Here is a 20,110-nt window from a genome sequence, read left to right as displayed (position 1 = left end):
ATCCCCCCATCCCAGAGCATTACTTGCGCTACTTCTTGTCTCTAATCGCATTGACCCTCCTCCTCTCCGCCTGCGGCGAGTCGGAGAAGCTGATCGTCGCCGCAGACCCCGACGTCTTCGAGATTGCATCGGTGGACTCCTTCTCGAGTACGACGGCCTACACCTACTCGTTCGCCGCCGGTGAGACCGTCGGCGACGTCGGGTCCATCTCCAACGCGGCTCACACCGCCGATCCACGGCGCACCCGGATCAACGGAGAGATCACCTCGCTCGGCGAGGTCACAACCGGCGAGATCTACTTCCTGGAGGACGGTACGGTCCTGTCCCGCACCGGCATGGGTCCCTACGTTCCCCTCGAGCAGACCGTGGACGATGTCCTCTGGCTGGGGGCGATTCACGAGGCTCTGGCTTCTCGAGCAGATGAGTTCGACTACGTGGGCGATGAAACCGTCGCCGGCCGGACAACCTCACATTTCTCCGGACCGCCCGTCTTCCCAACCCCCCTCGTCGCGGTTGAACTGGCTGCCGGACTGGGCGTAACGGCCGGTTTCGAAGGAACCACCGACGTGTGGATCGACGAGACCGGGCTGGTACTCGCCTTCGAGCTGGAAGCCACGGCCGACGACGGAGTCGGCTTCGTCACGGTGACCGCCGCCGTCCGGATCAACGAACTGGGCGGCAACTATGCGATCGTGCCGCCCGACGAAGGCCTGATCATTCCCGGCAACATCCTCGCCGACGACCGGGCAAAGACCAGGCTCAACGACGTTCTCATCGCAGCTCAGCTGTTCCACACGAGTGACGAAACGTTCGCCGGCCTGACCACCGGCCAGTTCGAATTGCGCGAACCGAGCGTCTCTTATGTCGAAGGACCACGGGTCGACACTCCCGGGGTGGTCGGGTTCATTGCAGAGCCGGACAGGGTGCTGCTGGTCACCTTCAGCGAAACGGGAACCTGGTTCTGTGTGGCCGAGGACCGGTCATCGGTCACCCCGGTCGTCACGTTCGGCGGCGGGAACTCCAACGATCTCGCCGACTCGTTCGAGGACTGCTCGAATCCGGTGTGGCCCCCTTCGAACCGCTGAGCCGGCTACACCGACCCGAACCGCTGAAACGCTATCGCCGCCGCATGTCCGACGTTCAATGAGTCGACGCCTCGACGGATGGGGATTCGCACGCGGTAGGTTGCTCCCTCCATGGTTGCCGGCCTGAGCCCGTCGCCCTCGGCACCGAGCAAGACTGCCACCCGCCGCCCTTCCGGCGGGCGGCACTTATCGATCGGTATCGCCGCAGGGTCGGGCGTCAACGCGATCGAGGCGTAACCGGCCCCATCCAAGACATCGATCAGGTCGTCCGCTGCACCGAGCCTGGAAAACGGCATCGAGAACACGGCTCCCATGGATACGCGCACGGCTCTCCGGTAATACGGGTCGCCCGACGTCGTGTCGAGCAGGATCCCACCGATCCCCAATGCCAGCGCGCTGCGAAACACCGCTCCCAGATTCTCGTGGTCGGTGATGCCCTCGAGAACCGCAACGGACGACACACGTACCAACAGGTCCGCCGCAGCCGGAGACGGCCTGCGACGCGCCGAGGCAATGACACCGCGGTGGATGTTGAAACCGACCGTTTCATTCATCACTTCCTGGGGAGCAACCAGAACATCGATGGCGCGCCCCTCGAGGCGGGGCCGCAGCCGATCCAGCTTGCCGGGTGCAACGAGAAGCGAGCGCACCTCCAGATCCGAATCGAGCAGCCGCTCGACGAGCAGGATCCCCTCACACAGGAACGAGCCGGCCGTCTCGGCCCGCCGAATCCGATCACGGACGCCAACGTAGGCGGCCAGCCGCTCATCGGCGGGATCGTCTACCTCGATCACACGCGGCCCGGTCAATCGCCGACCTCGAACAGGACGTCCTCGAGTGGCTTGCGTTGAAGGTCGGGGACCACCGACCCTTCGGCCGGATACCCGATGGGGAACAGCACAAACGGCCGCTCATTGGCCGGCCGGTGAAGCAACCTCGACAGGAACGCCATGGGACTCGGCGTGTGGGTGAGAGTGGCAAGGCCCATGTTGTGGAGAGCGGCGATGAAGACACCTGCCGCGATGCCGACCGACTCCTTCACGTAGTAGTGCTTCCTCCGAGAGCCGTCCGGATCGACTCCGTAGCGCTGCTCGAACAAGACCACGAGCCAAGGAGCGGTCTCGAGATAAGGCTTCTGCCAGGAGGTGCCCAGGCGGGCGATCTCATCCTGCCAGTCCCCCGGCATCCGGCCGTCCAGGTAGTTCGTCCGCTCTTCTTCTTCTGCGGCCAGTCGAATCCGCTTCTTGACCTCCGGGTCACCAACTAGAACGAAGGACCACGGCTGCTGGTGTGCACCGGAAGGAGCGGTGCCCGCCGTGCGGACCGCCAGTTCGATGAGCCGCCGGGGTACCGGGTCGCCGCTGAAGGTCCGGACCGAGCGCCGGCGGTTCATGAGTTCATAGAAGGACTCTGCGGCCTCGAGCGCGTCGGCCTCGGATCGGCGCTCATGGACGTAGTCGATGAAGTCGCCGTGACCGGTATAGGGATAGCTCTTGTCACTCATCTCGTTCCCATCTTCGCCATCCAAGACTGGCAGACTCACACGAGGCCGGCACGATCAGCGGGCGAACCTCACCGGCTCAACCGCCGAAGATCGCCCGGACCGTTTCGACCGTGTCTGCCTCTCGCGCCTGCTTGTCGGGCCGATATCCCTTCACCCGGGCAAACCGAAGTGCCATACCGCCGGGATAGCGGGAACTCGCCTGGATACCGTCGAAGGCGACTTCAACCACCTGCTCGGGCCGCACGAAGACGACATGCCCCTCACGATGTGTCTCCAGCTCGAGGAACCGCTCCGTCTGCCAGGCGAGCATGTCGTCGGTCATCCCCTTGAAGGTCTTCCCGAGCATGACGTAATCACCGGAAGAGGCATCGCGCGCCCCCAGGTGGATGTTCGAAAGCCATCCGGATCGCCGGCCGCTCCCCCACTCGACGGCCAGCACGACGAGATCGAGGGTGTGGGCGGGTTTGACCTTCAGCCACGTAGCGCCCCGCCGGCCTGCCTCGTAGGGTGAATCGAGGCGCTTGACCATGATTCCCTCATGGCCGCGACTGCGGGACTCATCGAGGATGTTCTGCGCCTCAACCGGGTCGTCCGTCAGGACCCTCGGCACGCGGTATGCCGGGGGCACGACCGTGTCCAGCACTGCTTGCCGTTCGGAAAGCGGCCGTTCCGTCAGGTCCACATCGCCCTCGCACAGGAGATCGAAGAAGAACGGAATGACGGGTGCGGTGTCTTCGCGACGATCCTCGGTTCCGAAACGACTCATCGTTTCGGTGAACGGTCGGGGCTTGCCGTCGGTGGTAAGCGACATGACCTCACCATCGAGCACGAATCGGTCCCCTGTGAATCCGAGGACCAGATCGACAACGTCGGTCAGCCGGTCGGTGACGTCGTTGAGGTTTCTGGTGAAAACCCGGACCTCTCCGGCGGAGCGATGGACCTGAATACGGACCCCGTCGAGTTTCCATTCAACAGATGAGAGACCCTCCGCTTCGATGGCCTCCGCCGCAGAAGGTGCCGTCTTGGCGAGCATCGGTTGAACCGGGCGAAGTACCCGGAGCTTGATCTCCGCCAGGCCCTCGACCCCCCGGGTGAGCGCCACCACCGCCACGCGGCCGAGATCGGGCTGCATCATCGCCGCCCGCCGAAGCTCGGCCACCGGCAGTCCTGCCGCTTTCGCCACTGCGTCGGTCATGATTCCCTCGAGCGCACCCTGGCGGACGTCGCCGATGAGCAGGCGTCTCAGGAAGTCCTGTTCGTCCCGTGTGCATCTGCCGAAGAGCCCGGCGAGGAGATCTCGCCTGGCAGCCTGCGAACCCGGACCCGAGGTGCCGGCGATCTGGGTGAGGGCCGCATCGACTTCAACGATCGTGACGGTCGCGGCCGGAGCCGGGCGCACACCGATCGTCGAGATGACCCGATAACCGATCCCGATCTTCCCCTGTCTGGGTTCGCCCGACAGCATCGCCACCACGATCGGAACCTCCCCTTCACCCATCCCGACGAAGAGGCCGGCGAGAACCGCGACCTTCTCGGTCCGTTTGCGAGTGGCCGCGACACTGGACGAGGCTTCAACTAGACGATGCAAAGGGAGTGGCACAGGCCCATTCTGCCCGCCGCGGGCGATCCGCACCGCGAATCGGCTCCGTGAGGTTCATAAGATGGGGCACATGACCTGGGACGAGTTCGTTCAGGCGGCCCGCGCAATCAACTGGATCACATACCTGGCGACGGCCGGGGCCGATGGGCGGCCGCACGTGGCCCCGGTCTCGCTCGGGTTCACGGAGGGGACCACATGGTTCGCAACCCACGGGACGAGCCGCAAGGCACGGAACATCCGCCAGAACCCCAACGTCGCCTTCCACTGGCCCGTCGGCGACGGAGGGCCCGGCGAATTGTTCGCCCGGGGAACGGCCGTCGTCCACGACACAGTGGAAGCCCGCCATCGCCTGTGGGCAGAACTGGACATGGCCTACGACCCGGCGTTGTTCTTCCGGTCGCCGGACAACCCGAACCTCGTGTTCGTCGAGACCGAGGTCGGCTACGCCTCTCTGCTGGGTCCGGACTTCAAGCGTGAGGTCTGGAGACGGAAGCAGTAGGCGCTTTGCTGGGGCCGGTTGCTACGACTCATGGATGAAGCGGTCGAGTCCCAGCAACTCCCGCACATCCTCGGTCGCGGCCAGGAACCTCTTGCCGACCGGCATCCCGGTGGCATCGGCGATCCGGTTCATCATGGAGAAGTTGGCAATCACTCCGGCCGTGGCCACCAATCCGTCTTCACCGACCGCCTCGATCAGTTCCGCCCGGAGGGGTTCGGCGCCGGCCCGGTTCAACACGGCATCGCTGAAAGCGATCAGCAGCGACCCATGCGGAATGCCTGAATCGACGGCAGGGTCCGTCACAGCCCGGAGATCTACCTCGTATCCAAATGCCTCGCTGCTCTCCCGGAGCATCATCACGTGTGAGAGCACTCAGTAGAAGCACTCATTGATTGCGGATACCCGACCGGCCACCAACTCCATCTGCGGACGGGTGAGTTCACGCTCGAACCCCTGATCGGCCATCTGGGCGTAGGTCATGTAGAGCGGCCCGTGAATCTCCTCCTGAGCCCGGGCCTCGGCCGGGACGAGACTCAACGCGCCCGTGATCGACATGCCTCCGATCATCGGCACCCAGGATCTCCCGGGACGACTTGGAGGTGGCTCAACCCCGGAAGGTGCGCCGGGCAGCGAATCCGGCAGCGGCTCCAGCGGCCGACCGAGCGCCCTGCTGAACTCGTCGACCGCGGCCAGACGGCTGACTACTCCGATCACCTCCACGAAAGCCGGCATCGTCAATCCGGCGGCCAGCACATCCTCGACCCACCGGCGCGAAGTAGATGTGATGTCGGAGTAGATAGTCCGGGCTGCACCGGCTGCGGCGGCCGGAATGCCCTCAGCCGATCCGCCTCTGGCGGCTGCGGCGATTGCCACCCGCTGCGCTCCCGACCACCAGGTCCCGGGGGCGGCCAGGTTCGACCAGAGGCTGCGGAGGCCTGCAAGGAGATCCGGTCGAATGGCAACGGAATACTCGCTGAAATGCACTTCATTCACCCTACCCCGCCGCCACGGGACCGGTATCAAGCCCCGGCTGAGCCGATGGGGAACGACCCAACCCTATGTCCGGTCCGGTTCGGGCCGGCCCCTCTCACTTCCTGACAGACATCGTGATGATCCCGACCGCGGTCGGAGTAGTCCACCGGCGGGCACGGACCCACCGGCTGCCGCGCAGGGTCGGGCAGCTCGCCTTGAAACCCCACGGCAGAGATGGTCGCGGCGCTTCTGTGAATAGTGTGGCGTCATGCAGGCAAGATCGAACCGCACCGAGAGGGCGGACGTTGTGATCGCCGGGGCGGGCATCGCCGGTATCTCGACGGCCTATCACCTCTCGGTTCGGAACGGAGTCGAGAAGGTCCGGGTGTGCGATCCGCTTCCCCCCTTGACCCTGACCAGCGACAAATCGACGGAGTGCTACCGAAACTGGTGGCCGGGGCCGGGTAGCGGCATGGTCGACCTGATGAACAGGTCCATAGACCTGCTCGAAGAGTGGGCTGCCGAGAGCGGCAACATCTTCAACCTCTCGCGTCGCGGCTACCTCTATGTCACCGCCGACCCGGATCGGCTGGCGGGTATGCGATCGGAATCGGAAGCGATCTCCGCCCTGGGAGGGGGAGAGCTTCGAGTTCACCTGGGGAGACCCGGCGACCCTCCCTACACGCCGGCACAGGCCATCGGATATGAGTCTGCCCCCGCCGGGGCGGATCTGTTCATGGACGGGACCGCTCTGCGAACCCATTACCCGCACCTCTCCCCGGCGGTAGCCGGCGGACTGCACGCGCGGAGGGCCGGCTGGTTCTCGGCGCAGCAGCTCGGAGCCTGGCTGCTCGAACAGGCGAGAGCAGCCGGCGTGGAGTTGACCACCGACCGGGTCGTGGGCGTAGAGGAGTCGGAGGGAACGGTGAAAGCGGTACGACTGCAATCGGGCGGCTCGATCGCCACGAGACATTTCGTCAACGCGGCCGGACCGCTGATCGGAGAAGTGGGCCAGCTGGCCGGTGTCGACCTTCCGGTGTTCTCGGAGGTCCACCGCAAAGTCTCCTTCCGCGACTCATTCTCCGCCCTTCCTCGCTCGGCTCCCATGCTGATCTGGAATGACGAGCAAACGCTCGACTGGAGCGACGACGAGCGCTCCGAACTCAGTTCGGACGCCCACCTGGCCCACCTGACCGACCGGCTCGGACCGGGAGCACACTGCCGCCCGGAAGGTTCGGACGAGGCTGCGACCGTGCTCGGTCTATGGGAGTACCACCCGGAGGTGCGCACTCCGACGTTCCCGATTCCCGCCGACCCCCTCTATCCGGAGATCGTCATGCGGGGACTGACCACGATGGTGCCCGACTTCGGCAAGTACCTCCAGCGGCTCCCGAAGACTCACGTCGACGGCGGGTATTACACGAAGACCAAAGAGAATCGTCCGCTGATCGGACCGGCCGGACCGGAGGGATCGGTGGTGGTCGGTGCCCTCTCGGGCTACGGAGTCATGGCCGCCGCCGCGGCCGGAGAGCTCGGCGCCCTGCACGTCACCGGGGCTCCCCTGCCGGCCTACGCACGCTGGTTCCGGCCGGACCGCTATGCCGACCCGGAGTACCTCGAGCTTCTCGGTCGGATGACGGACTCAGGTCAGATCTGAGGTCGTCAACGGACGGGCCCCGGAATCCCTAACGTTGGAGCGAACCGAGATTGGAGCCCCAGTGGATCGCATCCTCTATCGAGACGCCGCGCTGACCGACGCCAGATCGCCGGATCTGCAAATGGGTGTGAGCGTGCTGGTATCCGGCGGTGTGATCAGTTGGATGGGTCCGTCCGACTCCGAACCGGACCCGGGCGACGCACGGGTGGTCGATGCGGGCGGCACAACGATCGTTCCCTCGATGGTCGACTCGCACAGCCACCTGAGCTTGCCGGGCGGTTCCCACTGGATAGAGCGGGGGCAGGATCCACGCCCGGAGCTCGAGCAGGTGGCAGAAGACAACGCCCGGCTGCTGATGGCGGCAGGGGTGCGCTGGGTGAGGGACGTCGGATCCCCGCGCCGGCCCGACCCGGCCGGCGGCGAGCGGGCAATGGCCATCCAGATCCGCGATGCCTGGGCGGGCCGCGGCCGCCTGGCGCCCTATATCCGCGCCGCCGGAACATGGCTGACGAAGTCGGGGGCTTTGCCGCCCGGCCTGACCGTCGAGGCCGACGATGGTGAGGCGCTCGTTGCCGCCGCAGTGGCCCAGCTCGACGAAGGCGCCGACCTGATAAAGCTGTACCTCGACGGCCCGGACAAGGACACCGCCCCGTGGACGGTCGACGAGGTGGCCGCGGTTGTGAACGCGGTCCATGCCCGGGGCGCCAAGGTGACCGCGCACGCCACCCGACTCCACGGAACCCGGATCGGAGCGGAGGCAAGGGTCGATGCCGTCGAGCACGGGTTCGAGATCGACGCCGACACCGCGAAGAGCATGGCCGCCAATGGGGTGTTCGTGGTCTCGACCCTGGCGGTCATGTCGTCGTGGCAGTCATTCTCGACTACGACGACGATCCCCCGCTTCGTCGAGGCGGAGTCACGTTCCGCCATCGCCGACCGTCTCGAGCACGGGGAAGAGAGCCTTCGCATCGCCCGGAAAGCCGGGGTGCCGATAGCAGCCGGCACGGACTTCGGTGGGGGTTCGTTGCGGGCCAATCAGCTCGCCTGGGAAGTCGAAGCGATGGTACGGGCAGGCCTCGAACCCTGGGAGGCCCTGGCGGCGGTCACCTGGCGCGGCGGTGAGCTTCTCGGCGAACCGGGTGCGGGAGCGATCGAAATCGGCGGACCTGCAGACTTCTTTCTCGTCCACGGTGACCCGCTCAGCGACCCGACGGCTTTGTGGAGGGTGTGGAAGGTCGCCTGAATCATCCCACGACCGGGGGGCGGATTGCCGCTAGGTTGACCCACGATGGATGACGCGGTTGAACGGAAGGTCCCGACCAGGGAGATTCAGGTCCTTCTCGGCTTCGTGGCGCTGATGTGGCTGGTCGAGATCATCGACAGCCTGTTTCTGGACGATGCGTTGCAGGCTCAGGGGATAACGCCACGCACACTCTCGGGCTTCGATGGGATCCTCTGGGCGCCGTTTCTGCACGGCACGTTCGGACATCTCATCTCGAACACGATCCCGTTCATCGTCGTCGGCGGGCTGGTCATGTTGCGAGGCCTCCGCCGCTGGACGGCCGTCAGCCTCGTGATCATGCTGGTCGGCGGATTGGCGGTCTGGCTGTTCGCCAGAACCCACATCCACATCGGGGTCAGCATCCTCATCTTCGGATACATCGGATACCTGCTCGTCGTTGGGTTCATCGAGAAGGACCTGCTGTGGAAGGCAGTCGGGGTTGGCGTCTTCGTGTTCTACGGAGGAGCAATCCTCGTCGGCATCCTCCCGATTCAGCGCGGAATCTCGTGGGAGGGACATCTGTTCGGATTAGGCGCGGGAGTGCTGGCGGCCGTTCTGCTGAGCAAACCGAGGTAGACACTCGGTTTCTCAGCAATACTGTTGATCCCGGGGGTTATCAGCATTGCTGAGAAAATGCTCAGCGACTGTCCCGGATCGAGACCAGCAGCCCGGACACGATCACCGCCTGCGCCGCCAGCGCCGAAGTGCCGGCTAGAGCCAGTCCGAGAGACACACCGAGCGGTATAGCCACAGGCACGATCGCCCCTATTACCCAGGCGATCTGAAAGAGGGTCTCTGAGCGCGTGAAGGCCAGTCCGCGCAGATCGGTCTTCGTGTGGTGCTGGAGCATCCCGTCGAATGCGAACTTGGCCGTTCCCCAGGCCAGTCCGGCCCCGGCGGCAACAGCCGCTCCTGCCGCCAGGCCGAAGACCTGCGCGGCGATGAAGGCGGCCGCCGCCTGAATAGCCAACGCCGAAACCACCATGGGTTCCTCCCGCAACCGTTGCTCCAACCAAGGTGCCAGCAGCGAGGCCAGCCCGAAGCCGGCGCCGGCAGCTGCCAGTAGAGCTCCGAAGTCGAGCAAACCTGCATCAACCTCCTTGAACGCAAAAGCAAGAAGGAGAACCAGAAACCCGTGCAACAGTCGCACCATCGCGGTCGCCGTCATCGACAGCCGGACTACCCGCGGTGGCGACCAAGGCCGGCCCCGGTCCATCTCGAGGCCCTGCACCTGGGCCGGACTCTCGATCCCGAGCGCCAGCAAGGCTGTCGCAACATACGCCCCGACGGCAAGCACCAGTGAACCCTCCGATCCGAGTGTCTGCATCAGCAGCGCCCCGAGCGGGGCGGCAACTGCTCCCGCAGCCAAACCCACCTGTGCCAGGCGAGAGTTCGCCGCCACCAGGGCCGCCGACTCGGGGACGGTGATCGGCAGCAGCGAGCTCCTGGCGATTCCATGCAGACGGGACAGAACAAGGAGCCCGAATGCGAGCGGGAAGAGCCAGAAGCCGTCGAGTCCTACCAACAGCAGAACCACCGTCACCACGGCACGCAGGCTGCCGCTGCCGACCAGTCCGACACGATAAGGGTTCGGCAGGTGGGCGAATATCCGCGGAAGGAAAGGGCTGAGAACGACAAACGGTGCCAGGGTGAGGAGCAGATACAGAGCCACCTTGCCCCGGGCTTCCGCCGAGGGTACGTCGAAGAAGATCGTCCCCGCCAACCCGATGGCGACCAGCGTGTCCCCGGCGTAGGCCACCGCCTGGGTGACGGCCAGTCGCTTGAACGCCGGGCCATGCACCGACACCCAGCGGTCGACGCTCCGGCCCCCCGCCAGCATCGCCTGCTTGGCACCATTCGCGACGGCGCGGCCGACTTGTCGCGCCGACCTGGGCTTGTCCACCATCACTCTTTCCCTTCGACACCACCAGTCTGGTCCAATGGGCGGCGCGTGTTGCCGCACACATCCTCAAACCCCTCAAGAACTCGTCCGGCCGCACCGATTACCAACACCTGAAATACGACCAGCAGGGACGGCAGACTTGGCTCAACTCGACACACTGTTTCGTGCCATGCAGGAGCACGGCGCTTCCGACCTTCACCTCGTAACCGGCAACCCGCCGATCATGCGCATCGACGGTGAACTGGTTCGGCTCAAGAGCCCCGTCCTCGGTGATGCCGCGCTCCGGCCGTTGCTTCAGGAGATCACGCCACCTTCACTTTGGAAGACGTACTCAGATCTGGGCGATGCCGATTTCGGATACGAACTCGAGGGAGTCGCCCGGTTCCGCGCCAACCTCTTCCTGCAGAAGAACGGATCAGCAGCAGTATTTCGTCTGATTCCCTCACACATCCTGACCTGCACCGAACTCGGCCTTCCCGAGCAAGTAGGTCGGCTCGCCCAGCTCCGCCAGGGCCTGGTGCTTGTCACGGGTCCAACCGGGTCGGGGAAATCAACCACGCTGGCGGCAATCATCGACGAGGTCAACAAGACCCGTACCGACAACTTGATCACCATCGAAGACCCGATCGAGTTCGTCCACAAGGGCATCAAGGCCCTCGTGAGCCACCGTGAGGTCGGCAATCACACAGAGTCCTTCGCCGCCGCGCTGCGTTCTGCACTGCGAGAGGACCCGGACGTCATCATGGTCGGCGAGATGCGGGATCTGGAGACAATCCGCCTGGCTCTCGAGGCGGCATCCACGGGTCATCTCGTTTTCGGAACCCTCCACACACTCAACGCGGCGAAGACCGTCGACAGAATCGTCGAGGTATTCCCCTCCCGTGAGCAGCCGCAGATCCGTTCCACGCTGGCCGACTCCCTCAAGGCCGTTATAGCTCAGACGTTGTTCAAACGCGTCGACCAGCCGGGACGCATCGCTGCACTGGAGTTGATGATGTGCACCCCGGCGATCGCCAACCTCATCCGTGAGGGCAAGACGTTCCAGATTCCCTCAGCACTCCAGACCGGAAAGAAGGAGGGCATGCGAACGATGGACGCCTCTATCGTCGAGCTCCTCCAGGCCGGCAAGATCGATCCGATCGATGCACTGGACAAGGTCCTCAACGACGATTCGATAACCCCCTATCTGTCGCAGACGGGGATCCGATGACCAGCCCTCTTCTCGTCGAGAAACGGTCGCAGCCGGCAGATGTGTTCCTGTCGGACGGACGGGTTATCGAAGCTCTCGTATTCGTGGCGGACGTCGCGCAGACCTATGAGGGTCCGCAAACCGTGAGAGACCTTATGGATGAGCCGGGCGAAGTACTACCGGCCGTCGACAGCGCCGGTGATTTCATTCTCATCCACAAGCCGGCGGTGAGCGCGATATCAGTGCTGCCGTCCGATCAGGATCTGCGCGGGTTCTGGCATGAGAGCCCGGCCACCCTCCGACTTGCCGGAGGGCACCGGATCGACGGTTCGCTCCTCGTGGAAGACGGCTCCGGAGAACGACTGTCCGACGTCATCAACAATGCCTCCGACTGGATACGTATCCTGCACTCCGACCACCTCGTTTGGATTCGCCTGTCGGCGCTCGTGTCTGCGAGAAGTCCCGAAGCCTGACCCGGTTCCGGTCTCCCCGACGTGTGTTCATCAGCGGAGGAAAAACACCCCGGGCCCGGTTCCGAAACTGAGTAACTTGTCCCCATGGACATTCATCTCCCCCCGATTCCCGGCATTTCTGCCCGCCGGTTCGGCCGTGACGGAGACTTCCAGCGCGTCGCCGACCTCGTCGTCGCCGAAGCCAGAGCAGACGGCCAGGACGACTCGGTCGTGACCGGCGAGGAAGTCGAAGTGTCATTCCGAAACTCCGAGAACTTGAACCTGGCCGAGGACTTCCGATTCGTCGAGATCGACGGCGAGGCCGTCGCGTACGTGACCACTCGCTGGTGGGACGAGACGAACGGCCCGCGCGTCTACCGGCACATGTGCAAGGTGTTCCCGGAGTGGCGGAACCAGGGCATTGGAACGGCCATGCTCGCCTGGGCGCAAGGCCGGCTGGCCGAGCGAGCGGCGGAACATGCGACCGAGAGATCGAAGGTGTATCGCACCGATGCGGACGAGGGGGCTGCCGGATGCGCAGCACTCCTGGAAGCAGACGGCTATCAAGCGATCCAGCACGGCGCGTCGCTGGTCCGGCCGAATCTGGACGACATCCCCGAAGGCCCCCTCCCGGCCGGCCTGGAGATCCGCCCGGTCACCCAAGATCAGCTCAGAGCCGTCTACGAGGCGGACATCGAAGCCTTTCGCGATCACTGGGGGTTTTCCGAACCAACGGAGAACGACTGGAACGCCTTCCTCGAGTTTCCGCACCGGGATGAATCTCTCTGGAAGGTGGCCTGGGACGGCGACCGGGTGGCGGGACAGGTGCGAACATTCATCAACGAGTCGGAGAACCGCGAGAACAGTCGCAAGCGCGGATGGACCGAGTTCATCTCGACGGCCCGGGATTGGCGCGGAAAGGGCGTTGCCACGGCGCTCATCTGTGCCAGCCTGAGGGAACTGGCACAGCGAGGGATGGAAGAGGCGGCCCTGGGCGTCCATGTGGAAAACCCGCACGGTGCCTACCGGCTCTACCAGAGCCTCGGTTTCCAGGTCGTCAGTTTCGGCACCACCTACGAGAAGCCGCTGGCCTAGGCAACGCACAGTGTCCCCGCCGCCTGACGGGGACACTGGCAAGGGATCGTTGGTTGCTAGGCGACCGGAGCCGGTTCGAGGGGGAGTTGCTGCTGCCGGACGGCGGCAGCCGGGGGATCGTTTCGCACGCCTAGGTAGGTGAGCGCGATTCCACCCGCCAGACCGATGAGGCCGACCACCAGGAGGACGGCGCCGATCGGCTGGAGGAAAGGAACCCTGGCCCCCACGGTGACCGAGCTGTCGATGCCGGCGGTACCGTCCTGGTTCATGACGACGACCGACCAGCGGCCAGACTCCAGATCCCAGTTCAGGACCTCCTCGAGGGTCGAAGCAACCCAGAAATCCTGATCGGCGGGCGCTCCGAGACGAGAGGAACCGGCGAAGTCGTCGAGCACCACCCTGTCGCCGAAGACCTCCACGACCGAGTAGGAGCTGCCTGCCAGGAATCGGCCGACGTCACTCGATGGACCAATACCGATGAACAGTGCCTTGTCGTTGCGAGGATCCACGGAGAGGCGGGTCTCTATGTTGTCGATCCCCAGGAACGCCCCGCCCCTGACCGAGTCTTCGAGGAAGATATCGATGTCGTCACCGACCAGGGCTGCCGAAGAGGTCCGGACACGCACCGGGCCTGCTGAGATGAATCCGTCTGCATCATCGGTTGCGACAACCAGAAAAGTTCCGGCGACCAACAGTCCGACGCTTCCGACAACCATCGTGATTCCGACGAGGGCTGCGATGAGTTTGCCTATACGCATGAGTGTTTCTCCTGTTTCTATCACTGGGTGGTTTGTGTGTTGTTACGGGTTCCGATGACCAGTGCACCGACGATCAGGAGGGCGAGGGCCAGGGCCTTGCCTCCAGGGATGAATGCGACGATGACCAGGAAGGCAAGGACACCGACCAGCAGGGCACCGGTTGTGCTTCCCTGCGTATTGAGGTCTTTGATCCAGTTCCCGGCGACCGGCTGGGACTGGCCCTCGGCAGGGATGAACAGCCATGCCGCTATGTAGGCGAGTATCCCGAAGCCCCCGAATACCGTGGCGACTATGAACATCAGGCGGACCAGTCCGGTCGAGATCTGCAAGTAGCGGGCAATGCCGGTCGAAACGCCGGCCAGGACCCGACCGGTATGGGGCCGTTCGAGCCGTGTTCCTTTGGGAGTATGGATTGGAGCTGTCATACCCACATAGTGACTACCGCGCGGAGACGGCGCTATTGGGTCTCTCCCTGCCAAAACCCTGAGCTTCGCTCACTGCGTCGGGGATTTCCCCTGACTCCCCGTTTCCGCGACGCGGATCCCTCCGCACACGGGGCTATCACCGCTCCGGAACAACAGATCTGGGGGTCCTACGGACCGCCGATCAGATCCTCGACAACAGACTCGAGGATGCTGAGAGGCATGCTGCCGCCGCCGAGGACGGTGTCGTGGAACGCGGCGACATCCGACATTCCACCGGCAGCCAGCCGATCTCTGAGATCGAGAATGGTTTGCATTCCGATCATGTAGCCGGTCGCCTGGCCCGGAAGGACCATGTACCGCTCAACCTCAGCGGACCAACCTCCGATCGTCTGGTCCATGTAGTCGCGCGCTTCCTTGCGGGTCCACCCCAGCGAGTGGATCCCCGTATCGACTACCAGCCGAACCGCTCGAACCAACTCCAACTCGAGCCGGCCGATGTCTCCGTACGGATCGGTCTCGTACAGTCCCATCTCCGCAGCCAGACGTTCCGCATAGAGGGCCCAACCCTCGGCAAAGGCGTTGTACTGGATGTAGCGACGGAAGGTCGGAAGGTCGAGTTCCTGCGCGATGGCGATCTGCGTGTGATGGCCGGGGACGGCCTCGTGATAGGTGATGGTGGGCATCGTATAGGCAGCGATCGTGCCTCCCACGCCGGCATGGAATGCACCGGGCCGGGAACCGTCGACCGAGGCAGCCACGTAATAGCCGCCGCGCCCGGCAGCCTCCGCGACTATCCCCACTCGGGCCTCCGGCCAGAGATTGAAGAAACCGGCGCCGACTTCTTCAGCCTGGGCGATCAACCGTTCGTATTCGTCGATAACCTCCTCCCGGCCGGCTTCCGAAGAGCCGTCCAGGAACCCGGCGTCTTCGGCGGCCCGTCGGCGCAGATCCCCAATCGACGCATCCTCCGGATACCCCAGTCGATTGAAGGCCGCACGCAACTCCCCCTCTACCCGGGCAACTCCCTCGAGGCCCAGCTGATGAATCTCGCCGGCAGTCAGGTCCGTTGAGGTGTGGTCGCGCAGCAGCCACTCGTAATAGGCGTCACCGTCGGGAAGGCGCCAAACACCGGCGTCGGACGAGGCCTCGGCCCTGATCGCCTCCATGTGATCGATCAGTGCTACCCAAGCCGGGACGAACGACTCCGTCAGTTCCTCTTCAACTCGATCGAGCAGCGACGCCCTGGTCGTTTCGTCGATCCCCTCCACCGCCTCCAAACGGTCGGCGAACGACGTGTACAACGCCAGGCGCGAGGTCCGGACGGCCCCCGGATCACGGGTACCGCCGAGATCCTCCTGAAGCGCTCCGCTGGTCCAGGTGACGATGATGCTCGGAGGCATCACACCCATCTCCTCGCTGATACGCAGCCGGTCGAGCACCTGGGCGACTTGCTCATCGATCCGGGACAACCGGGTGATGTAGTCCTCGGCGTCCTCGATCGTGGCGATCGGATGCTCCTCGCTGAGGAAGAGGATCAGGTCGAAGTTGTAGCTGTTCACGAAATGGTGAACCGGATAGTCGTGATAGGCGAAGCGGTGACCTCTGACCTTCTGGTCCAGGTACCACTCGTATACATCAAACGACAGTGCATCTGTGGCCGACAGCGACGACCTGTCGTAGGCGTGCAGCCGACCAAGAATCCCGACTTCGAGCGCCTGGGTCTCGTCGAGGTACCGGGGAGAGAGGTCGTCCAGCCGGTCGTTTCGAAAACCGTACTGATCCGACACACCGAGCGAAGTGAGGAACTGGGGGTTCCTGACCAACAGCATCGCGAACGACGCCTCCAGAAACTCGCCGAAGGCCAGGCCGTCGAGAGCGGCGAGTTCGCTTGTGACGGCTACTGCCGTGGTGGTGGTAGTGGTAGTGGTGGTGGTGGTAGTGGTGGTGGAACTCGACGCAGGGGCCCGGGTCGAACTCGTCGCGGCTACGGTCGTCGAAACCTCGAGCGGTGGCGAGGTCCCGGAGCTCGCTCCGGTGCAGGCGGAGACAACGACCGCAAGAGCGACGGTCAAAGCCAACCTCGGCGGTATGCGCATCCCACATCCTTTCCGACACTCCCATGATGCCCTACCGAAACGAGGCCGTCGATCCTAAGACGACGCGCCGCACCCGGATTGGATACTCTGACCGTCATGCGACCCGTCGACATCGAGAAGGCTCTTCGGGCAGCACGGATAGAACCGGCCGCGGTCGTCGCGATCGAAGAGGTCGGTGACGGCTGGGAGTGCCGTGTCTTTCGGGTCGAACGCCCGGGCGTGGAAGATGTCGCCCTCCGCCTCTACACGGGCGATCCGAGCGGCCAGACCATGCGAGCCGAGGTGGCGGCCTATCTCGCCCTCCAAAAGGTCGAGTATCCGGCTCCGAAACTGCTGGCCCGGCACGACGACCGCCAACCCCTGGGGGCACCGTTCGTATTGATCGACTGGCTGGAGGGCCCGGTCGCCGACTCGCTCGGAACCTCCGCCGCCGCCCTGGACATGATCGTCGACCTGATGGTCCGCCTGCACGACATAGTCCCCAGCGGAGATCTGTTGGACGAAGGCGCCGTCCCCTGGAGATCGAACCGGAATCTCATCGAGGGCCGCTTCGCCCTGCTCGACGAACTCGACCTCGGCGGTTTCCGGCCGTCCTTGCAGTGGCTGCTCGAAAGGGTCGGACACCTCGAGAAGGTCCCGCTCTCCTACGTTCACATGGACTTCCATCCGAGAAACGTGATAATCACCGGAAGAGGGCCGGTCGTTTTCGACTGGGGATCTTTCGCGGTCGCCGACCCTCGAGCCGACCTCGCCTGGTCGCTACTGCTCGCCCGGACGTACCTCGACGATGCGGCGGCCGAGTACTTCCTCGCCCACTACGAGAACCGGAGGCCCGAAGGCATCGAAGACCTGGTCTTTTTCGAAGTCTCGGCCGTTTGGCGGCGTTTTGCCACCATCGTGACACTGCTTCGCGAGAACCCTCCTGCATCGGTGAAGACGCAGGTGTCGGATGGGATTCGACTCCTGCGGCCTGCCTATCAGCGCTTCGTTGAGGCCACCGGATCCACGATCGCCGAGGTCGAGGCCCTCTACCGCTGAGATCCCGAATCACGATCAGGCGGCCCATGCGAGCAGCCTCCCCATCGAGCCTCGTACACTCCGAGAAATGTCGCAGGCCGTCGCTCCGCTCCGAATCCGCCATTTCCGCTCGCTGTGGATAGCGTCGATCTTCTCCAACGTGGGATCCTTCCTGCAGGCAGTAGCCGGCGCATGGCTGATGCTCGAACTGACCGGTTCGGCAACCTGGGTCGGCCTGATGGCTGCCTCGACCACGCTCCCCCTCCTCTTCCTCGCCCTGGCAGCAGGTGCCGTGGCCGATCTCGTCAACCGAGGAATGGTGCTCCTCATCAGTCAGATCGTGATGGGCCTGGCCGCCGCCGGCATGGCGATCCTCACCGCCCTCGACCTGGTGACTCCGGGCCGGTTGCTCGCGCTGTCGCTGCTACTGGGCGTGGGTGTGGCCTTCAACCTCCCGGCATGGCAGGCGATGGTCCCCGACCTGGTGCCGCGCGGGATGGTCGCCAGCGCGGTGGCGCTCAACTCTGTGGCTTTCAACGTCGCCCGGGCGGTAGGCCCGGCGTTGGGTGGCCTGATCGTCGCAACGGCCGGGCCGGCGCTGGCGTTCATGCTCAATGCGCTCAGTTATCTGGGCGTCATCGCCGTGCTGGCGGTCCTCGTCCGACGTTTCGGCTCAGCCGACCGGGACGCTTCCTCGGTCGCCAACGCCATAGCCAACGGCGTCCGCTTCGCACGATTCACCAGACCGTTCCGGATGCTGCTGCTGCTGGCGGCACTCTTCGCGCTCACATCAGCCGTCGTGCAGACGGTTCTACCGAACCGGACCGAGGAGCTGGGTGGCTCCGCAGACGCGTTCGGACTCCTGCTCGGCGCAATGGGCCTCGGAGCCCTGATCGGTGCCTTCACCAGGCAGCAAGTCGTTGAAGCTCTGGGGGCCCGATCGATCCCGATCACGATCTCGACCTTCGGAGTGGCGGGCATCGCCACCGGCCTGGCACCCACCATCTGGTGGACGGCGCCCGGCCTGTTGCTCGCCGGTATGGCCTGGGTGTGGACGCTCACAACCACCAACGCCACCGCGCAGTTGATGTCGCCGGAATGGGTGAGGGGTCGGGCGATGAGCCTCTACTCCCTGGCTTTCGTCGGCATCCTGCCGCTCGGCTCGATACTCGCCGGGACCATCGCCGACCTGATCGGAGCCGGAGCCGCCATAGTCGTCCTCTCGGTCGGATCGGTTGCCCTCGGCATGACTGCTCCCCGTTTCGGCATCCCGGCTCTCGCAGATGTCGTGTCTCCTGAGTTCACCGTCGAACAGGCGCCCGATCCACATGTCGTCACTGAGGGCGGGCCCGTGATGGTGGTGAACACCTGGAGGGTCAACAGCCAGAATCTCGATGATTTCCTTCGTGTCATGACGGAGATCCGCCTCGTCCGGCTCCGCACCGGGGCATACAGGTGGCGGCTCTACCGGAATGCCTCCGACCCACACCGGTTGTCGGAGATCTTCCTGACGGTGTCCTGGGACGAACACCTCGCTCAACATCGGCGCATCGACGACGCATCGGCCGATCTGATCCGTCGTGCTCGATCATTCGACGAAGGCGACGGTCCGACCACTCGCCATCTCGTGGCCGTCGACGTCGACCACCCGGAAGATTGGGAGCCGCTCCTGGCCGCTCACGATGAGTACCACCGCCACGACGGGTCGATTCCGCTCTCCAGCGACTGACCGACCGCCGTCTCCCAAGCTCGAAATCGACTCTCATCCGTTCCCGGCCCGGGTCCGTATAGGGGTATGACACGGAGGGTTCAATGAAGTCGATACCAGCGATCATCATTCTCATGCTGATTGCCTCTTCATGCAGCAGCACCGGCGATGCTGAGGTTGTTCAAGCGGCCGGGCCCAGCGAGGCTCTGATAGTGGAGGCGGAGATCGCAACCCCGACCACGTACCTGACCGCTCCGGGCAGCAAGGTGTGGTTTGTGATCGACGAGATGTTCCGCGGGAATCCGAAGACGGTCGTCGGCGTCAACTCGAAGGTTGCCGCCGAGGTTGTCGCAGATTTCGACGACCCTTCCTCCGTCGTGATGGGACCGGTGATCATCAAGGCTGCGTATTTCGATACCGAACCTGGTGAAGAACCGAGCCCTCTCGGTGAGGAAGTCGGATGGAGAGACACCGCTATCAACCGCTTCATTCTCAACAGCAACGATTATCCGACCATTACCTTCACGCCGTCTGAGATCATCGATCTGACCGGGATCGGCGAGGGCGGCACCACGGAAGTCCGCGGCGACCTGACCGTTCGGGACATCACCCGTCCGGTCAGCTTCTCTGTCACTTTCGACGTGGTTTCGACCGAGCAGATAAGAGTGTCGGGTAGTTCGGAAGTACGTCGCCAGGACTTCGACCTGAAGATCCCGAACGTCGCTCATGTCGCAGACGTTGCGGACGATCTTCGTCTCGAGTTCGATCTCGTCTTCGAACCTGCTGGCAGCTAGCCGCCGACCGGGTCGTCCGGTGGTGCTCAGGTTTCCGAGCAATACTGTTGCGCCAGGGGAACCACAGTATTGCG

The 20,110-nt window shown here is 64.4% G+C and carries 20 protein-coding genes; 11 read left to right on the top strand and 9 right to left on the bottom strand.

Annotation, left to right across the window (positions count from 1 at the left end):
* Positions 1-35: 35 nt before the first annotated feature.
* The gene (locus VLT15_11090) at positions 36-1,085 is read left to right on the top strand and encodes a hypothetical protein (protein HSR45755.1); all 1,050 of its coding nucleotides are present in this window, start codon (positions 36-38) and stop codon (positions 1,083-1,085) included.
* A gap of 5 nt (positions 1,086-1,090) precedes the next feature.
* Here VLT15_11090 and VLT15_11085 read toward each other — a convergent pair whose 3' ends face one another.
* From VLT15_11085 to VLT15_11075, 3 genes are all read right to left on the bottom strand, one after another.
* On the bottom strand, positions 1,091-1,894 hold the full coding sequence (locus tag VLT15_11085; GenBank protein ID HSR45754.1) for an RNA methyltransferase: 804 nt from the start codon (positions 1,892-1,894) through the stop codon (positions 1,091-1,093).
* Positions 1,891-2,589, bottom strand: coding sequence for a nitroreductase family protein (locus tag VLT15_11080; GenBank protein ID HSR45753.1), 699 nt, complete (start codon positions 2,587-2,589; stop codon positions 1,891-1,893). The genes VLT15_11085 and VLT15_11080 overlap by 4 nt, the downstream gene beginning before the upstream one ends.
* A gap of 76 nt (positions 2,590-2,665) precedes the next feature.
* Positions 2,666-4,189, bottom strand: coding sequence for an ATP-dependent DNA ligase (locus tag VLT15_11075; protein ID HSR45752.1), 1,524 nt, complete (start codon positions 4,187-4,189; stop codon positions 2,666-2,668).
* 70 nt (positions 4,190-4,259) lie between these two features.
* Here VLT15_11075 and VLT15_11070 point away from each other — a divergent pair, with 70 nt between their 5' ends.
* The gene (locus tag VLT15_11070) at positions 4,260-4,688 is read left to right on the top strand and encodes a pyridoxamine 5'-phosphate oxidase family protein (protein HSR45751.1); all 429 of its coding nucleotides are present in this window, start codon (positions 4,260-4,262) and stop codon (positions 4,686-4,688) included.
* 21 nt (positions 4,689-4,709) lie between these two features.
* On the opposite strand, the gene VLT15_11065 is transcribed toward VLT15_11070, so the two are convergent.
* Together VLT15_11065 and VLT15_11060 are read right to left on the bottom strand one after the other, a co-directional pair.
* A complete protein-coding gene (locus VLT15_11065) occupies positions 4,710-5,060 on the bottom strand; it encodes a hypothetical protein (protein HSR45750.1) in 351 nt (116 codons plus the stop codon).
* Positions 5,061-5,672: a hypothetical protein gene (locus tag VLT15_11060; protein HSR45749.1), complete on the bottom strand. Its 612-nt coding sequence runs from the start codon at positions 5,670-5,672 to the stop codon at positions 5,061-5,063.
* 256 nt (positions 5,673-5,928) lie between these two features.
* Here VLT15_11060 and VLT15_11055 point away from each other — a divergent pair, with 256 nt between their 5' ends.
* From VLT15_11055 to VLT15_11045, 3 genes are all read left to right on the top strand, one after another.
* Positions 5,929-7,317: an FAD-dependent oxidoreductase gene (locus tag VLT15_11055; protein ID HSR45748.1), complete on the top strand. Its 1,389-nt coding sequence runs from the start codon at positions 5,929-5,931 to the stop codon at positions 7,315-7,317.
* A 61-nt stretch (positions 7,318-7,378) separates the two neighbouring features.
* Positions 7,379-8,560 (top strand): amidohydrolase family protein, encoded by a 1,182-nt coding sequence (locus VLT15_11050; GenBank protein ID HSR45747.1) that lies wholly within the window; start codon positions 7,379-7,381, stop codon positions 8,558-8,560.
* Positions 8,561-8,605: 45 nt separating this feature from the next.
* Complete coding sequence (locus VLT15_11045; GenBank protein ID HSR45746.1) at positions 8,606-9,175, top strand: rhomboid family intramembrane serine protease; 570 nt, start codon at positions 8,606-8,608, stop codon at positions 9,173-9,175.
* A gap of 61 nt (positions 9,176-9,236) precedes the next feature.
* On the opposite strand, the gene VLT15_11040 is transcribed toward VLT15_11045, so the two are convergent.
* Entirely contained in the window at positions 9,237-10,505 is a 1,269-nt protein-coding gene (locus VLT15_11040; protein HSR45745.1) for a hypothetical protein, read from the bottom strand.
* Positions 10,506-10,641: 136 nt separating this feature from the next.
* On the opposite strand from VLT15_11040, the gene VLT15_11035 reads away from it, so the two are divergent.
* The 3 genes from VLT15_11035 to VLT15_11025 all read left to right on the top strand — a co-directional run bounded on the left by VLT15_11035 (position 10,642) and on the right by VLT15_11025 (position 13,238).
* The gene (locus tag VLT15_11035) at positions 10,642-11,712 is read left to right on the top strand and encodes a type IV pilus twitching motility protein PilT (protein HSR45744.1); all 1,071 of its coding nucleotides are present in this window, start codon (positions 10,642-10,644) and stop codon (positions 11,710-11,712) included.
* Positions 11,709-12,164, top strand: a complete 456-nt coding sequence (locus VLT15_11030) for a hypothetical protein (protein ID HSR45743.1) — start codon at positions 11,709-11,711, stop codon at positions 12,162-12,164. Before VLT15_11035 ends, VLT15_11030 begins: the two co-directional genes overlap by 4 nt.
* A gap of 84 nt (positions 12,165-12,248) precedes the next feature.
* Complete coding sequence (locus tag VLT15_11025) at positions 12,249-13,238, top strand: GNAT family N-acetyltransferase (protein ID HSR45742.1); 990 nt, start codon at positions 12,249-12,251, stop codon at positions 13,236-13,238.
* 56 nt (positions 13,239-13,294) lie between these two features.
* Here the strand turns inward: VLT15_11025 and VLT15_11020 are convergent, their stop codons facing one another.
* The 3 genes from VLT15_11020 to VLT15_11010 form a co-directional block, all read right to left on the bottom strand.
* The gene (locus VLT15_11020; protein ID HSR45741.1) at positions 13,295-13,996 is read right to left on the bottom strand and encodes a hypothetical protein; all 702 of its coding nucleotides are present in this window, start codon (positions 13,994-13,996) and stop codon (positions 13,295-13,297) included.
* Between the two features lie 20 nt (positions 13,997-14,016).
* Positions 14,017-14,421, bottom strand: a complete 405-nt coding sequence (locus VLT15_11015) for a PspC domain-containing protein (protein HSR45740.1) — start codon at positions 14,419-14,421, stop codon at positions 14,017-14,019.
* A gap of 167 nt (positions 14,422-14,588) precedes the next feature.
* Positions 14,589-16,517 (bottom strand): DUF885 domain-containing protein, encoded by a 1,929-nt coding sequence (locus tag VLT15_11010; GenBank protein HSR45739.1) that lies wholly within the window; start codon positions 16,515-16,517, stop codon positions 14,589-14,591.
* 96 nt (positions 16,518-16,613) lie between these two features.
* Between VLT15_11010 and VLT15_11005 the strand changes: the two genes are divergently transcribed.
* The 3 genes from VLT15_11005 (at position 16,614) to VLT15_10995 (ending at position 20,036) form a co-directional block, all read left to right on the top strand.
* Positions 16,614-17,555 carry an aminoglycoside phosphotransferase family protein gene (locus VLT15_11005; protein HSR45738.1) on the top strand — a complete coding sequence of 314 codons (942 nt, stop codon included), beginning with the start codon at positions 16,614-16,616 and terminating at the stop codon, positions 17,553-17,555.
* A gap of 67 nt (positions 17,556-17,622) precedes the next feature.
* On the top strand, positions 17,623-19,263 hold the full coding sequence (locus VLT15_11000) for an MFS transporter (protein ID HSR45737.1): 1,641 nt from the start codon (positions 17,623-17,625) through the stop codon (positions 19,261-19,263).
* Positions 19,264-19,346: 83 nt separating this feature from the next.
* A complete protein-coding gene (locus tag VLT15_10995) occupies positions 19,347-20,036 on the top strand; it encodes a YceI family protein (GenBank protein HSR45736.1) in 690 nt (229 codons plus the stop codon).
* Positions 20,037-20,110: the final 74 nt, after the last annotated feature.

It is taken from the genome of Acidimicrobiia bacterium, from assembly GCA_035471805.1.
Lineage (GTDB): Bacteria > Actinomycetota > Acidimicrobiia > Spongiisociales > JAHEDJ01 > JAHEDJ01.
This window is presented reverse-complemented; position numbering and strand designations above follow the sequence as displayed.

Excerpts from the sequence above, each read along its gene's own strand:
- VLT15_11080 (HSR45753.1), bottom strand. The coding sequence starts at position 2,589 with ATGAGTGACAAGAGCTATCCCTATACCGGTCACGGCGACTTCATCGAC.
- VLT15_11070 (HSR45751.1), top strand. The coding sequence starts at position 4,260 with ATGACCTGGGACGAGTTCGTTCAGGCGGCCCGCGCAATCAACTGGATC.
- VLT15_11055 (HSR45748.1), top strand. The coding sequence starts at position 5,929 with ATGCAGGCAAGATCGAACCGCACCGAGAGGGCGGACGTTGTGATCGCC.
- VLT15_11045 (HSR45746.1), top strand. The coding sequence starts at position 8,606 with ATGGATGACGCGGTTGAACGGAAGGTCCCGACCAGGGAGATTCAGGTC.
- VLT15_11040 (HSR45745.1), bottom strand. The coding sequence starts at position 10,505 with ATGGTGGACAAGCCCAGGTCGGCGCGACAAGTCGGCCGCGCCGTCGCG.
- VLT15_11030 (HSR45743.1), top strand. The coding sequence starts at position 11,709 with ATGACCAGCCCTCTTCTCGTCGAGAAACGGTCGCAGCCGGCAGATGTG.
- VLT15_11025 (HSR45742.1), top strand. The coding sequence starts at position 12,249 with ATGGACATTCATCTCCCCCCGATTCCCGGCATTTCTGCCCGCCGGTTC.
- VLT15_11020 (HSR45741.1), bottom strand. The coding sequence starts at position 13,996 with ATGCGTATAGGCAAACTCATCGCAGCCCTCGTCGGAATCACGATGGTT.
- VLT15_11015 (HSR45740.1), bottom strand. The coding sequence starts at position 14,421 with ATGACAGCTCCAATCCATACTCCCAAAGGAACACGGCTCGAACGGCCC.
- VLT15_11010 (HSR45739.1), bottom strand. The coding sequence starts at position 16,517 with ATGCGCATACCGCCGAGGTTGGCTTTGACCGTCGCTCTTGCGGTCGTT.
- VLT15_11005 (HSR45738.1), top strand. The coding sequence starts at position 16,614 with ATGCGACCCGTCGACATCGAGAAGGCTCTTCGGGCAGCACGGATAGAA.
- VLT15_11000 (HSR45737.1), top strand. The coding sequence starts at position 17,623 with ATGTCGCAGGCCGTCGCTCCGCTCCGAATCCGCCATTTCCGCTCGCTG.
- VLT15_10995 (HSR45736.1), top strand. The coding sequence starts at position 19,347 with ATGAAGTCGATACCAGCGATCATCATTCTCATGCTGATTGCCTCTTCA.